We start from the raw sequence: 13,511 nt of genomic DNA on the forward strand, positions 1-13,511 counted from the left end.
GTGGTTTATAAATACTGAACTTTGTTTATTCTTTATATTTTGCTCTCATTTGTATTTAAAATGACAAATAAAGAAGTCTGAGCGCCGGAAGTCGATGCTCAGAACTTTAAAGACAAACGTTGCGTGTAAATATGCAATGTTTATTTGCCTACTTAAAAGCGATAGTTGCGATCGCGCACCCACATACTAAGGGGGACTGCCTTACCCTGTGGATCAACTTTCGCCTTCACCACAATGGGCGGTACTTGTCCTCTACGGGCGCGTTGGGCTTGCAAATCGTTGGTAATCTGCTGCCGTTGGTTTTCTTTGATGTAATATGTTTCTAAGCCGTAGTTGACAGAACCATCTTGATAAACACCTTTTAAGGCGACTTGGTTGGCTCTTAGAGTTGTGGGGCGATCGCTACTCACTCGCAACGGCCTCCAAGCTCTAGGAACACCGCGACCAGAAGATAGTTGCTCTTGCAAAGTCACGTAGATGTTGGTTCCTTCAGGCAATCTTCTGCCACTTCCACGACCTTTGCTAACTAATGTTTGCCAACCAGGTAATCTGCTCAAATTTGCGGTGCGGGATATGTTGTAATCTAAGTCTAAAGTGTTACCTTCTAGCACATTGTTAGGGTCTACAGGTACGGTTTGCAAAATCACCGTCTTACCTGTCACATCTGTATAAAGCGCTTGGGCTGGTACTGCCATAATTAGCCCTGTTTGCAGCGCCAGGGGAGCTAGTAACCGCCAAAAAGGTAAGGGCTTATTCGATTTTTGTTCACTAGCAATCAAGTAATCCCGAAAAGTCACCTTATTAGAGAACTCGGCTTCGGGAGACAAGGTTTTATTTTTAGATTCAGAAGAACTATTAGTCATGAGCGTAGTCCTAAAAAGCAGAGGAATTGAAGAGGTCAAAAGTAACGAGATTAGGACTGACGCAGAGAAACTTTAAAAACTTTGACGCACAGAGATTTTAGAATAAGTTAGGAGTTAGGAGTTAGGAGTTAGGAGTTAGGAGTTAGGAGTTAGGAGTTAGGAGTTAGGAGTTAGGAGTTAGGAGTACAAGAAAAAATCATCCATTTTTAAACTCCATCACTTTATGATTGGGCTTTTCCTAACTTCGGAATTCTGACTCCTGAATTCTTTCATCCTTTACACTACTTTTTACTTGCACTAGAGCCACCAGGTAGGCGGCGTTCAAACCAGAGTCCAGCGCTTATTAAAGCAGAACCGCACAAAACAAAGACTAGCGATTTGAAAAGTAAATCGGTATCGTACTCTTGCACGCGACTGATAATTTGCAGTGTTACTAACAACATACCGCCCCAAAAGGATCTTCTGTTGTTTAATTTCAATCCTTCTTGAATTAGTCCCCAGGCTAATGTTGCTAGAAGTACATTGAAAATAAAAACACCAAGTTCATCAATGCGACTGATAGTTTGATGCCAAAAAGGTACTAGGGTAATAAAGGCAAGAAAGGTACTAATGACAGCAGTCGTGAAAATTACTTCGCGGCGCGGTGGGTTATTTCTTTGACGCAGTAGAAACAACCATTGCAATACCGCCAAGCCACTGAGAATCCCCAAATCGATAATCGGCAGAGACTGGAATAAGTTTGTCACATTCGTAGGCTGATTATAACTATAATTTGGAGATTCCCAGACCCAACGAAAAGACAAGATATAAAACACAATGCCGAAGCTTACCAACGCTAAATTACGGGCTAGATATTGAAACAACCTGTAATTTATGCTTGGAAATAGCAAGTCATCATAACTCCAGAATAATGCAGGTGGGAGTGCAAAGGCAAAAGATGCCACCCAAGGGGCTATATCAGCATAATTCAGCAGTGGCAGAGGATTAAGGTTGGCTTGTAAGGAACTAGCAAAGAGAAAGGCTGCTAGACCAAAAATCCAACGCGATCGACAGAAGTAGGCTAAGGGTACAAATACTAGCCATGCCAACAAAGGCATGTGCTGCACCACTAGGCGCGACCAAGTGGGATCGCCTGAAGCATACCACAAGTCTTCTAGTCCCGTCCAATAGCCGATTTCCACCAGGATAATTGACAGAATTCCTAAAGAATTTAAGCACAAACTGAAGGCCATCACCACAACACCCAACCCCCAAGCGAGAAACAGTTGGGAAGCTGAACCGGCAATATTGAACATCTGGCCCATCAGCAGTAAATTTGCACCGAAAATAAAGGCGCTTAAAATTAGCAACGCCTCTCCCAGTAAACGTTTGCTTTTTTGTGGCTTCTTTCCTTCAGGTGTTATCCAATTGTAAAAACCAGTGATTGCGATCGCAAAAAACAAACTTATCAGTAAAATAAACTTGACTTCTCGCGATCCTCCCTGCCAGTTTCCTGCTACAAAGGTAATTATGCCTAAGCATAAAAGTATGCCCCCTATACCAATTGCGATCGCTTTATTGCGATCGCGTGCAGTAGCTTCCAGGTTCTTAAATTGATAACGTTCTGCTATCTGCTCATACAGCGAAGAACTAATTAATCCTTCATCCCTCCATAATTGTGCTTCTTTGCGTAATTTATGCGGAAAACTATCTAATAACATGACCTTCTCCGGTGCAGTGGGGTAGCTTGGCCATTGCATTCCCAATGGCGGTCATTATATTTTGAGTATGAAGCCAAAACCCTTAATTACATTGTTCTTGTGTAACAGTTTTATTTTGATTTGCATACAAGCTAATTTATAATTCGTAATTTGTAATTTGTAATTAATAATCTACATGGAAAAACCTTCTAATTTATTACTTAAAGTCTCGCGGCGTTTGTTCACTAATCTAGATGAACAAGAAAAATTCATTGAGGCTTTAATGAATCCTCAGCCTTTTTTACCGAGTATTCTCTGGTGTAAAGAAAAGCCAGAATTTTCGCCTTTGGCAGTGGAAACACCAACTTATTGGCAACCACAATTTATAGACCGTTTATGTTTGGGAGAAAAACCCGGTCAGCATCCCTTGCATCAACAAGGATATTTCTATTGTTTAGATTTCTCTTCGGTGTTTGCAGCTACTACTTTGTTAGCTATTCCTCAACCAATAAGTTTAGTATTTGATATGTGTGCCGCACCAGGAGGTAAAAGTATTTTCGCTTGGAAAGCTTTACAACCTGATTTACTCATCAGTAATGAAGTCATTAGCAAACGTCTGGGAATGCTAATTTCTAATTTGAAGCGTTGCCAGATTAGCCCTAGTGCAGTAGTTAATAGAGATTCGAGTATATTTGCCGAAATGTTTCCCTGCTCTAGCAATCTAGTAATAGTAGATGCTCCTTGTACTGGCCAATCTTTACTAGCTAAAGGTGAAAAAGCTCCCGGATGTTTTCACCCAACTGCTATTAATAAGAGTGCAAATAGACAAAAACGTATTATAGCCAACTCTGCTAAACTTGTTTCACCACAAGGCTATCTTGCTTATATGACTTGCACATATTCACCCGAAGAAAATGAGCAAGTTTGTGAATGGTTTTTGGAACGCTTTACCGAGTTTCAGGCAATAGAAATTAGTGATTTAGCTAAATATCAGTCACATTTAACTAAAATGCCTTGTTATCGGATATTTCCTCAGGATATGTTAGGTGCTGGTGCGTTTACAATACTGTTTAAAAATACTAACGAGGATGAAAACGAGGGTAAAGAAGTAGATTTAAATACAATAGCTTCGCTGTATATCTACCAAAACTTGAAAAAGTAAAGTTAGTTACAAGTAAGTGGGTCAAATTAAATATAAAACCTCACCCTGCCTCCGGCTTCCCTCTCCTTAGTAAGGAGAGGGATTGAGGGTGAGGTTTGATCTTATATTTAATATTTTCATAATCTGAAGTTAACTAAAATCTATGCGGTATCAGCTACCGACTTTTTAAAATAAACATTGTACAAAAAAGTTAGGCCGTAAAGGATGCAAATTACATGAGTCGAAAAATCAGCAAAGTCTTTAAACAGTCTGGGGTGATTCCTTATAGAGTGAACAATGGCAAAATTGAGATATTGCTAATCACAACCCGTAACTTTCAACACTGGGTAATTCCGAAAGGAGATATTCCTAATGGCATGAGTCCGCCCGCTTCAGCAGCTAAAGAGGCTTGGGAAGAAGCAGGGGTGATTGGACAGGTAGATACCAAGGAACTCGGTAGTTACAAGTACCGCAAAGGAGGTAAAGTTTACCGAGTCAAGATGTATTTGTTACCAGTTGAGATGCTAAGTGAAGATTATCCTTTGATTAGTACAATAGTGAACCTATCAGAGGCTTTGATTCAATTTATGCTTTTTCTGGGTCTTTGAGTAAATTACAAAATATTTACTAGGGTTGAGTGTCAACAGATCGCACTGGAGTAACTCTAACTTTGCTTGTACAAGGCTTGATTTGTTCTGTCAGTGTAAAATGCTCGTAAGCATTAGGAGGCGTGATTTCAATTTTACTAGATATTGGGCATTGTTCCTTTGGGGAACTGACATGGTTATATGCTATCTGAAATGAGGCTTGTTTTCCAGGAACTAGAGTTACTTGTTGTCGAGGTTGCTTACTCGAAAAATAATTGTCCCTGGAGCGAATAACTTTAATTTCCTGTAAAGGCTGATCTTTTGCATCCAGTAGTGCCAATCCCGGATAACCGTTGAGGGTGCAAGGGGATGAGGCGTTATTGGTGAAGGCGTAGGTAAGTGCAACATTCCCAACGCCAGCATCTTCTGAGACTCGGCGCACTGACAATTGGCTAGTTTCACAGCGCGTCGGATTTGTAGCAATAGTGGCTTCAGGGGTAGAATTGTCTGTAGTTTTTTCAGTCGGTGTAGGTGTTGAAGTCAACACAGTTGCTTTCGTTGCTTGCTCAGTGCTTGCTGACAAGGCTTGCGGCTGTTTTGTAACAGAGGAAGAACCGATACAGCCAGTTGTCACCGCAGTTAGGAGCAATAACATACTGCTTTCCACAATTGAAATTCGCATATTTTTTTTGTAGTGAACTACTTATACTGATGCTTTATTTACAGTGTAAGTTTCCAAATTCACAAGGGTTAACATCAGGGCTATTTCATTCTAAAATGTGAAGTTTTCAAAATCCCTCTCCCAGACTTGGGAGAGGGATTTAGGGTGAGGGCAAAAACTACGGTTCTCAACTTAAATCGCGTTTAAATTCTTATTTTTCTGAAAAAGATTCCTAAAAACTGCCGTAAAAATAGAATGAAATAGCCCTGGGTTAACATTGCTGTGTATACAGCATGTTTAGTGTAGGTGTGAGTGGGGTTAAGTATGCTGGGATCACTATTAATAATGATGGAGCCTGTCTGGATTGCTGGGTATGTATTGCAAGATGCAAGAGGCAAATTATGGAAGATTCAATAAAGTTTATCAATCGTCGAAAGTTGCTTAAGAGATACGCAGATGGCGAGAGAGACTTTGCTGGGATTAGAATCAGTTCGTCGGGGCTGGATGGAGAAGATTTACGGGAAATTGACTTGAGCGGAGCCGATTTGATAGGTGTTGATTTGAGTGGCTCCAACCCCCTCCCCGCTTTTCGAGCTACCGTGTATACACAAGTCGTCCTCTACCCATATTTTTGTCAGAGTGAAACTGTCACACTTACCGATATCCCGCCCAGAACTGAAGTTCAGGGCTGATAGCTGAAGTCCACTAAGCGTGGACTGAATCGATCAATTTATACCATTTCTTTGTGAGGCTGCGCCAAACCCTCTTAACTTCTTCTTTCTTTCTTTCTTTCTTTCTTTGTGTTCTTTGCGGACTTTGCGGTTCGTTTTTCTTTCTTGTACTTAAATATGGTTTAGCGCATCTTCATACAGAATTGGTATTAGTCCACTTGAGTGGACTTCAGCTATGAGACTCGGAATTCATTCCGAGGCGGAATAGAAATACAGTGCGAGATTATTAATAAAGATATCGCTGGGGTAAGACTTGTGTATACACCGTAGGATCTTCGACAGGGGGCTATCATGTACTTTATATAATTGAGAAACGCTATAGAAATCTAAATATTCAACCGAATTTAATATTATCTGTTGCTTCAATCAAAGCACTGCAAATTCCTGGTTCACTCATCGAATGTCCGGCATCAGGAACTACTATAAATTGTGCTTCTGGCCAAGCTCGATGTAATTCCCAAGCTGATATCATTGGACAGACTACATCATAGCGTCCCTGAACAATTACAGCTGGAATATGGCGGATACGGTCTACATTTATAAGTAATTGATCTTCAGTTTCCAAAAATCCCTTATTCATAAAGTAATGGCATTCAATCCGTGCGAAAGCGGAAGCAAATTCACTCTCGCCAAACTTTTGCATGAGTTCTGGGTCTAAGAAAAGTCTACTGGTACTACCTTCCCAAATTGACCAAGCACGCGCTGCTGTTAATTGAATTTCTAAATCTGGATTGGTCAAGCGTTTGTAATATGCTGCAATTAGATCGTCACGTTCATCTATGGGAATTGGTTTGAGATATTCTTCCCAAGCATCAGGAAAAATATAGCTAGCACCCTCTTGGTAAAACCATCGCAACTCTTTTTGCCTCAGCATAAAGATACCACGCAGAATTAATCCCGCGCAGCGAGAGGGATGGGTTTGACTGTAGGCTAATGATAAAGTGCTACCCCAACTACCACCGAAGACCACCCACTTTTGTATACCTAAATGTTGGCGCAGTTTTTCGATATCACTGACTAAATCCCAAGTGGTGTTTTCTCGTAATTCTGCATGGGGCGTACTTTGACCACAACCGCGCTGGTCAAACATGACTAACCGCCATTTTTCTGGATGGAAATATTGCCGATAAAAAGCTGGACATCCACCACCAGGCCCCCCATGCAGCAAAACGATGGGTTGACCTTGGGGGTTCCCTGACTCTTCAAAATGAATGGTATGAAGGTCAGAAACCTTTAAACTACCTTCTAAGTAAGGCTCGATCGCTGGGTAAAGTTCTCGCATTTTGGATATTTTATCACTAATGTTGTGATTGCGATCGCTATGGCAAGAAGTCAGGCGGAGACAGACTAAATGAACCGCCAGAAAAACCGATAAATGAAGCCTGGGAGTTTCTCATCCGCAAGATTTCGGCTTTTCTGGCTGTAATGAAATAGTAGGTTTATTTCCGCGCCCCCTGTACTAGCTGTGCATCCTACAATTTGCGTAAACCTTTAGAAGGTGAAGGTAGTTCTCAGTGTACCAATGATTGCATCATCGTTGTTGCCAGGAAGTTGGCCAGGATTGGTTAACCAAATTACCCCAGGAGTAATAGAAATGTTGTCACTCACACGATACTTATAGAAACCTTCAAAGTGATATGGTTTATCACCAGTATTACCTCCAACATAAGGTTCAATACCTGCGAAAATTCCTAAAACGTTGCCCTTCTTACCTAAGTCTGGCAGAGCTATTCCAGCTCCATAACTCCAAACTTGACTATCATCATTAGCACCAGAGCCTCTGATGTCGGTATAAAGTGCAAAGCCACTAATCGACAGTTTGTCACTCGGTTTGAAAGCAGCCTCTAAACCGTAGGAATTACTTGAATATGCGTTGCCAGCAGCTACCAAGTTAGCTTGTGCAGTACCGTCTATACCAGTTGTTGTACTCGCAGAGCCGGCATCGAATAAAACAGTGCCACCATTATGATAACCGTGGACGTAAGTTGCAGCTAAGGTGACGCGATCGCCTACTTTTAAGTTCAACTGTCCAAGAGCAGCATAGTTACCGTCCAATAAACCCGTATTTAGTCCAGGGTTATTTGCTTGAGATGCCAAGTAACCCAAGGTTAATGAAGGCTGGAAGCCACCGCCACCATTACCAAAGGCTAAGTTAACCCCCGCACCAGCACCGCCACCAATCCGATAGATTGGGCTTTCGGAGGCAAAGGTAGACAAAGCACCGTTACCGCCATCATAATCCTCAAAGTATGGGTTGACGGTAGGAACGTAATCGCTCTGAATACCTCCACTACCAGCTATGTAAATTTGGGAGTTGCCAACAGGGAAGTAATATGCTAGCCAGTCTATATAAACACTGTTGTTGGTGGAAGGGGACACGTTAAAGGTTTGAGTCCCTTCAAATGTGCCATTTCGTAAAGCTAAGGGATTTGCATTACCAGCTGCAAGCCTAGTATGTAAAGTATCTTGACCTGTGAAGCTGGTTTGCAAGTCTAAACGCACCCTGTCTTGGAAAACAGTATTGTTGTTGTCGTTCTTGCCAAAGTTATCGGTGACAGCAAAAATAGCTTCACCCACCAATTTTGTAGTAGTAGAAAACTGATGTGCTTCTAGTTCAGCAGTCCGTGCTTCTACAGCATCTACTCGGCCACGCAGAGTTGTTAGTTCTGTCGAAAATTCCTCTTGCAAACGTTGGAGGGTTGCTAAATCCTGTTTTCTCACCAAATCAGCCGTTGCTGTGGCAATCAGTTCATTAACCCTATCTAAACAAGAATTCAAACCTGCGGCAAATTCATAACGAGTCAATGCTCGGTTACCACGGTAAGTGCTGTTTGGGTATCCAGCAATACAACCGTAGCGTTCAACTAGGGATTGTAAAGCTTGGAATGCCCAGTCAGTAGGTTGTACATCAGAAAACTGAGAAACTGATGTGACTTGAGACAGTGAATTCTGGTTATTGCCTTCGCTACTGTAGCCGTTAACCTCTTCTAAAACCTTATTATCATCAGTCTTTGCCTGAGCAAGCAATTGCTGATTTTTTGGTTGCTTTGTTTGGATGAATATTGAAGCACTAGAAGCTAGTGGCGTTTCTGTCTGAGCAACTTTTGCCTTTATACCTTCATAAGAGGCTGGTACTTTAGTAGCCATAGCCTTAGCGGAAACTAACACCGTCACTCCTAAAACTACTGGACTTAGTACCAGAGTTTTCCACAATAAATTAGACATTTTTTTATTTTCCTTTCCCAAAAAAGGCCCGAAATGATTGGCTTCAAGAAAAAGAGAACAAGCAGTTATTCTACTTGTTGGAAATTTTATCAGATTGCAGTAACTTTAAGATATGCCTGATAAAATTGTTACGGATAAAGAATCTTAACTAATGCCACAGCTTGAAGCCCTGGGTAAATCTAGTCAAGAGTTTATGGTTGAATCTGGCTCAAATTATTGCCATTTCTGGATTTTAGCTTCTTGTTTTTGACTCTGATTTGTGGTAAATCCTTTTTATCTTTGTAAAAATAACAGATTTCAACTAGAGTTGGCCAGATTTCTAGAGAACCGTGAAATTGGCTAATCACATCATCGATAATTCTGGAAACGTTTTGCTGAAAAAAGTCGGGTTCAAATCCATAAAATACTCTCGATAAGTTCTCAGCAAACAATTGGAGTGACTGCTTACGTTCTTCATTCTGGGTAGACATTGAGGCTTTGACTACCTGCTTGTGGATAGCAGAGATTTTTTCTAAGATTTCCTCAGAGTCTTGCAACGTAACTTCCCCAGAATAATCAAACTTGATTCCCAGGTCATCAAGATGATAAACACTGTTTTTAATTTTCTTTTTCAACAGGCTGCATATTTCCTCATTAAAGAGTTCACTAGCCAGAGGATTACGCATGTAGTTATTTCTAATATGGTTCTGGACAGCATCAACGTGTGCAGCCACAATTCCCTCTTGCTGTATCCAAATTCTGTAGATATAATCTTCAAATCTGAGGCGAGTTGGAAAAAATGGTGGTAAACCTAGCTGATTATCATATCCAGCGACTCCACAATCCATTCTCCAGTTTTTGTTAGTAATAACAGGTCTAAAGTTGGTAAGAATATAAAAATCATTTAGGTCATTTGGACTTATTTGGTTTTCATCATTGAGATACATGTGAATAAAATCAAGTGTATCGATATCATTAGTTCCGGTGCGAAAAGTCTGGGCTATCTTAACTATGGCATTATTCAATACTCTCCCCTGTTGTAATACGAGGCTGTTTTCCCGAAAGTAACCCTTGGTTGTATTAGTTTCTAAGTCCATTGCTGTATCAAGAACCAATTCTCCAGCCTCGAAGTTTTCTGGTACATGGCTAGCTTTTTGACCTAGAACATCACTAAAAGCTGTGAGTAAGTCAAAAGATTTATGGATGTAGCCGCCTTGTTGGTTGGACTTGATTAATTTTCCTCGACATATTTCATCGCCTGACAAAGATTCTGGACTAGTTTCAATTAATGCATCTGGTCGCATATCGTCATCTGCACTAACCATTAAATGTCCAAGGGTATACATTAGTGTGAAGTTGCGATTTCCGCCATAACTAGGTCTAAATAAGTTTTTTACTAGTGATTCTAGCTTGCGATCGCGCAGTCTTTCGTTTAAAAATGTAATAAATTGCTCTTTCTGTTGGGGTCCAACATAAAACACGTCATTGACTGTCTTAGTCTGCTCTAAAAGTGGGTAATATTTTTCGTGGTTGACAATGCTAGAATCATCAAAAACGATAATTTTTAAAGCATGACCATTTGCCCAGAAATTCTCATCATACTTTTCTATGGTCTGTGCTACATCTCTCAGTCGATGAGTGGGAATAACAAATATCGTCTCTTTTTGTTTCATAAAATTTGTTTAGGTTTCTCGAAGTTTCAAAAGTTCAAATTACCAATAGCTGCATTGTTGTTATTTCGTTATCAGTTAAACAACTTAAGTTGATAGTTTACTACCAATTTTTAGCTTAATTTGTACTCCTTTTTAACTTGTTTCAGAGTGCCTGAAGTTGACCGAAAACTTATTCATTAGATAGTTTCCCGCCGACTTATACCAATTATGTATGGAGATCCACTAAACCATATTTTAAGTACAAGGAAGAAAAACGTAGACGCTGCATCGGCTTGCCGCAGGCTACCGCAAAGGACACAAAGAAAGAAGTTAAAATGACTGTAGTAAGCTACTCTGAAGGTAGAAAAAGCTATTTAGGCTTGTAGTCAGAGCAATTGAGTGCTTCTTTAGTTAAAGGAGCAAAAGGCTGTACTGCACATTTTAGATAATGGTTGTTGTTAAAAAAATGGCAGCTTTTACAGGGATGTTGCTCTAAATGTTTAATGCCTACTATTTCGCCTTTATCTTGTGTCGTCTTTTGTACCGCATCTTGTAACGCTTTGGAGGCGGATGAAATGAAAAACACGAAAGTTGCCCAAACAATCATGAAGGAAATATGAGCCAAAACTACTGCTAAAAAGGGGATATCTCCGTGGTGTGGTTTTATGTAATGATCTGTTGTATTCGCCAGTTTAGCTTCAATAAGAGTGGATTGATTAACACTCTTTTGGGCGGATACATAAAATCGTAATAACTCCCAATTATCCATATTAAAAACCTTTATTTAGTCGAACTCAGATTCAGCAAAGGACATCTAAATTAAACGTTTTTAACTGCTATTAATTGGGATTAAAACACCAATCAGACTTGGTTTTAAAGCTTTTTTGTTTTTTAACATAAAAGATTTTTTAACTCTAATGTTATTGTGCAATAAATTACACGAAAAACATATATATTAAAAATATACTTTTCATATATACAAATTGTTTAGGTAAAAAGCATATATTTATTTACTAGCTAAATTTCCATATATTTAGAGATATATTTTTGATATATATATAACGGTTACTACTCGCGTAAAATACACTAAATTCCTTAATTGACAAGCTTATCAGTCTTATCCGTGTACCTGATTCGACACAGAAACGCTATAGCAATCATATTTAATTTTGAAATACTCAAATTACCGACTTATTAGAGAAGTCAGTAATCTTATTATTCACAAATTATTTAGGATTTACAGCAGATTTCATCTGAGGTATAAAAATACCCCACTCGCGCACCCTCTACCCACACACATTTTTGTCAGACTGAAACTGTTATACTCACCGACATCCCGCCCGGAACTAAAGTTCAGGGCTGATAGCTGAAGTCTACTCAAGTGGACTAAATAATCAATTCAGTCCACTTGAGTGGACTTCAGCTATCCCGCCTCGGAATTCATTCCGAGGCGGGATAGAAACGCAATGCGAGATTTACAATAAACCCCGTCTTTAACAAAGGTTGGGGGTGGGGTTCTGTACCTACTCAACTGAGAACCACTGAAAATTTTGTATAGTTGCCTTTGATTATAATAATCATTGTCATAACAAAACGTTATTAAAAATAATTCGGAAGACACATATTTAACTCGCAGGCTTAAGTTACATTTAATCTATTGTTAATCTTTGACTTGATGTAGCTATTGGCTAATTGGGTAAATGACTAAAAATCTCAGTAATCGTGAAAAATTAAATATTTTTGCGAAAATATCTTCTAATTTAATCTCTACACAACAAAGCAACGCTGTTAATCAGAGTACAAGTAAAGCGATCGCACAGCCATCAGGTGCTTTGCAAATAGTTCATCTAACTACCGGGCGCGTGCGACTCCGTACCACTGACAGTAGTCTTAACTCGCTCCTAGACAACATAGCCCAAGATTTACGGTCTATAGAAGGAGTCAGGGAAGTTGCGGTGAATGAACAAACGGGTAGTTTGGTAGTTAATTTTGATGAAGATAAGCTCTCATTAGGGCAAATTTTGGCGCTAAAATCTGATATTGAGATCCAACCGCAGGCTTCGTCTGATTCACCTAGCAAGACCGATCCCTTTGCAGCTTGGAAATCTGCTTCATTTTGGAAAGAGCAGGGTATTTCCTTAATTCCGATGATGACAGGTTTGGCGGTAACAGGAGGGTTAGGAATTCATGGCTGGGTATCGATTCCAGTTTATATGATTGCGGCAGATGCAACCCGTGGTGTCATTGGTTATCTTGGCTCTCAAGTTCCGACATCAGAAAAAAACGAAGATAATTATACCAGTTCGGCGATAAAAAGCGAGATATCCGAATCTACTATCCAACAAGAAAATAGCAAGGTGGTAGCACCTGCAAAGATTGACTACAGTGTAGTTCATCAAATTCCGGGACGGATTCGGTTGAATGTACCAAAAATTGCCCAAGATCGAGCTTATGGGCGGCGGCTTGAGAGAATAGTGAAAACTGATGCTCAAGTTACAAGTGTACGTGTGAATTTGGATGCAGCATCGATGGCGATCGCTTATCAGTCTCGTGAAATTCCATTATCTTATTGGGTGAGTTTGATGGAATTAGCGTTGGAGATAAATCCACCAACAGTAGGGATCGCAACGGCTAACCAACCCCTAGAAGAAGTTAGTCAGACGAATGAAATTACAGACGCGACAACGGTAAATCATCCTACTCAGGTTGCTCAGACGAATGAAATTACAGACGCAACAACGGCAAATCATCCTACTCCAGAGTTATCGAGTCTGTGGACTAACCTAAAATCGCCTGCGATGTGTTTATCGTTAGGGTTTATGGCAAACTTCCCTTTATAAACGTAATTCTGAAAGTCGCTGGCTGACAAACTTAGCTTATCTACAGCGATAAGTTAGCCAACGAGTCCAGAAGATCGCAAATAAGCAAACTTTTGATAGCTAATCAATCTCGCAGGATTGGTGGCTAATTTGCTCTCTTTACCCCAGCAAAGA

11 protein-coding genes are annotated in these 13,511 nt (G+C 40.1%); 4 read left to right on the plus strand and 7 right to left on the minus strand.

The features are described from left to right. Positions 1-152: 152 nt before the first annotated feature. Positions 153-863 carry a GDYXXLXY domain-containing protein gene (locus V7K73_RS19405; RefSeq protein ID WP_334882192.1) on the minus strand — a complete coding sequence of 237 codons (711 nt, stop codon included), beginning with the start codon at positions 861-863 and terminating at the stop codon, positions 153-155. Positions 864-1,144: 281 nt separating this feature from the next. Then, positions 1,145-2,563 (minus strand): DUF2157 domain-containing protein, encoded by a 1,419-nt coding sequence (locus V7K73_RS19410; RefSeq protein WP_334882237.1) that lies wholly within the window; start codon positions 2,561-2,563, stop codon positions 1,145-1,147. Positions 2,564-2,738: 175 nt separating this feature from the next. On the opposite strand from V7K73_RS19410, the gene V7K73_RS19415 reads away from it, so the two are divergent. Together V7K73_RS19415 and V7K73_RS19420 are read left to right on the plus strand one after the other, a co-directional pair. After that, positions 2,739-3,704 carry an RsmB/NOP family class I SAM-dependent RNA methyltransferase gene (locus tag V7K73_RS19415; protein ID WP_334882193.1) on the plus strand — a complete coding sequence of 322 codons (966 nt, stop codon included), beginning with the start codon at positions 2,739-2,741 and terminating at the stop codon, positions 3,702-3,704. Between the two features lie 215 nt (positions 3,705-3,919). Further along, on the plus strand, positions 3,920-4,291 hold the full coding sequence (locus V7K73_RS19420; RefSeq protein ID WP_334882194.1) for an NUDIX hydrolase: 372 nt from the start codon (positions 3,920-3,922) through the stop codon (positions 4,289-4,291). A 19-nt stretch (positions 4,292-4,310) separates the two neighbouring features. On the opposite strand, the gene V7K73_RS19425 is transcribed toward V7K73_RS19420, so the two are convergent. Further along, positions 4,311-4,952, minus strand: a complete 642-nt coding sequence (locus V7K73_RS19425) for a DUF4232 domain-containing protein (RefSeq protein ID WP_334882195.1) — start codon at positions 4,950-4,952, stop codon at positions 4,311-4,313. A gap of 380 nt (positions 4,953-5,332) precedes the next feature. On the opposite strand from V7K73_RS19425, the gene V7K73_RS19430 reads away from it, so the two are divergent. Next, positions 5,333-5,623, plus strand: a complete 291-nt coding sequence (locus V7K73_RS19430) for a pentapeptide repeat-containing protein (RefSeq protein ID WP_334882196.1) — start codon at positions 5,333-5,335, stop codon at positions 5,621-5,623. A gap of 373 nt (positions 5,624-5,996) precedes the next feature. Here V7K73_RS19430 and pip read toward each other — a convergent pair whose 3' ends face one another. The 4 genes from pip to V7K73_RS19450 form a co-directional block, all read right to left on the minus strand. Then, positions 5,997-6,944 (minus strand): prolyl aminopeptidase, encoded by a 948-nt coding sequence (gene pip, locus V7K73_RS19435; protein ID WP_334882197.1) that lies wholly within the window; start codon positions 6,942-6,944, stop codon positions 5,997-5,999. 209 nt (positions 6,945-7,153) lie between these two features. Beyond that, on the minus strand, positions 7,154-8,887 hold the full coding sequence (locus tag V7K73_RS19440; RefSeq protein WP_334882198.1) for an iron uptake porin: 1,734 nt from the start codon (positions 8,885-8,887) through the stop codon (positions 7,154-7,156). 191 nt (positions 8,888-9,078) lie between these two features. Then, positions 9,079-10,539 carry a hypothetical protein gene (locus tag V7K73_RS19445; protein ID WP_334882199.1) on the minus strand — a complete coding sequence of 487 codons (1,461 nt, stop codon included), beginning with the start codon at positions 10,537-10,539 and terminating at the stop codon, positions 9,079-9,081. A 349-nt stretch (positions 10,540-10,888) separates the two neighbouring features. Continuing rightward, complete coding sequence (locus V7K73_RS19450) at positions 10,889-11,287, minus strand: hypothetical protein (protein ID WP_334882200.1); 399 nt, start codon at positions 11,285-11,287, stop codon at positions 10,889-10,891. A gap of 931 nt (positions 11,288-12,218) precedes the next feature. Between V7K73_RS19450 and V7K73_RS19455 the strand changes: the two genes are divergently transcribed. Next, positions 12,219-13,358, plus strand: a complete 1,140-nt coding sequence (locus tag V7K73_RS19455) for an HMA2 domain-containing protein (RefSeq protein ID WP_334882201.1) — start codon at positions 12,219-12,221, stop codon at positions 13,356-13,358. Positions 13,359-13,511 lie beyond the last annotated feature (153 nt).

The sequence above is a fragment of the Nostoc sp. genome (assembly GCF_036916975.1).
In the GTDB taxonomy this organism is placed as follows: Bacteria; Cyanobacteriota; Cyanobacteriia; order Cyanobacteriales; family Nostocaceae; genus Nostoc.

Bases quoted from the DNA above. Each gene is read 5' to 3' on its own strand.
- V7K73_RS19405 (WP_334882192.1), bottom strand. From the start codon at position 863: ATGACTAATAGTTCTTCTGAATCTAAAAATAAAACCTTGTCTCCCGAA.
- V7K73_RS19410 (WP_334882237.1), bottom strand. From the start codon at position 2,563: ATGTTATTAGATAGTTTTCCGCATAAATTACGCAAAGAAGCACAATTA.
- V7K73_RS19415 (WP_334882193.1), top strand. From the start codon at position 2,739: ATGGAAAAACCTTCTAATTTATTACTTAAAGTCTCGCGGCGTTTGTTC.
- V7K73_RS19420 (WP_334882194.1), top strand. From the start codon at position 3,920: ATGAGTCGAAAAATCAGCAAAGTCTTTAAACAGTCTGGGGTGATTCCT.
- V7K73_RS19425 (WP_334882195.1), bottom strand. From the start codon at position 4,952: ATGCGAATTTCAATTGTGGAAAGCAGTATGTTATTGCTCCTAACTGCG.
- V7K73_RS19430 (WP_334882196.1), top strand. From the start codon at position 5,333: ATGGAAGATTCAATAAAGTTTATCAATCGTCGAAAGTTGCTTAAGAGA.
- pip (WP_334882197.1), bottom strand. From the start codon at position 6,944: ATGCGAGAACTTTACCCAGCGATCGAGCCTTACTTAGAAGGTAGTTTA.
- V7K73_RS19440 (WP_334882198.1), bottom strand. From the start codon at position 8,887: ATGTCTAATTTATTGTGGAAAACTCTGGTACTAAGTCCAGTAGTTTTA.
- V7K73_RS19445 (WP_334882199.1), bottom strand. From the start codon at position 10,539: ATGAAACAAAAAGAGACGATATTTGTTATTCCCACTCATCGACTGAGA.
- V7K73_RS19450 (WP_334882200.1), bottom strand. From the start codon at position 11,287: ATGGATAATTGGGAGTTATTACGATTTTATGTATCCGCCCAAAAGAGT.
- V7K73_RS19455 (WP_334882201.1), top strand. From the start codon at position 12,219: ATGACTAAAAATCTCAGTAATCGTGAAAAATTAAATATTTTTGCGAAA.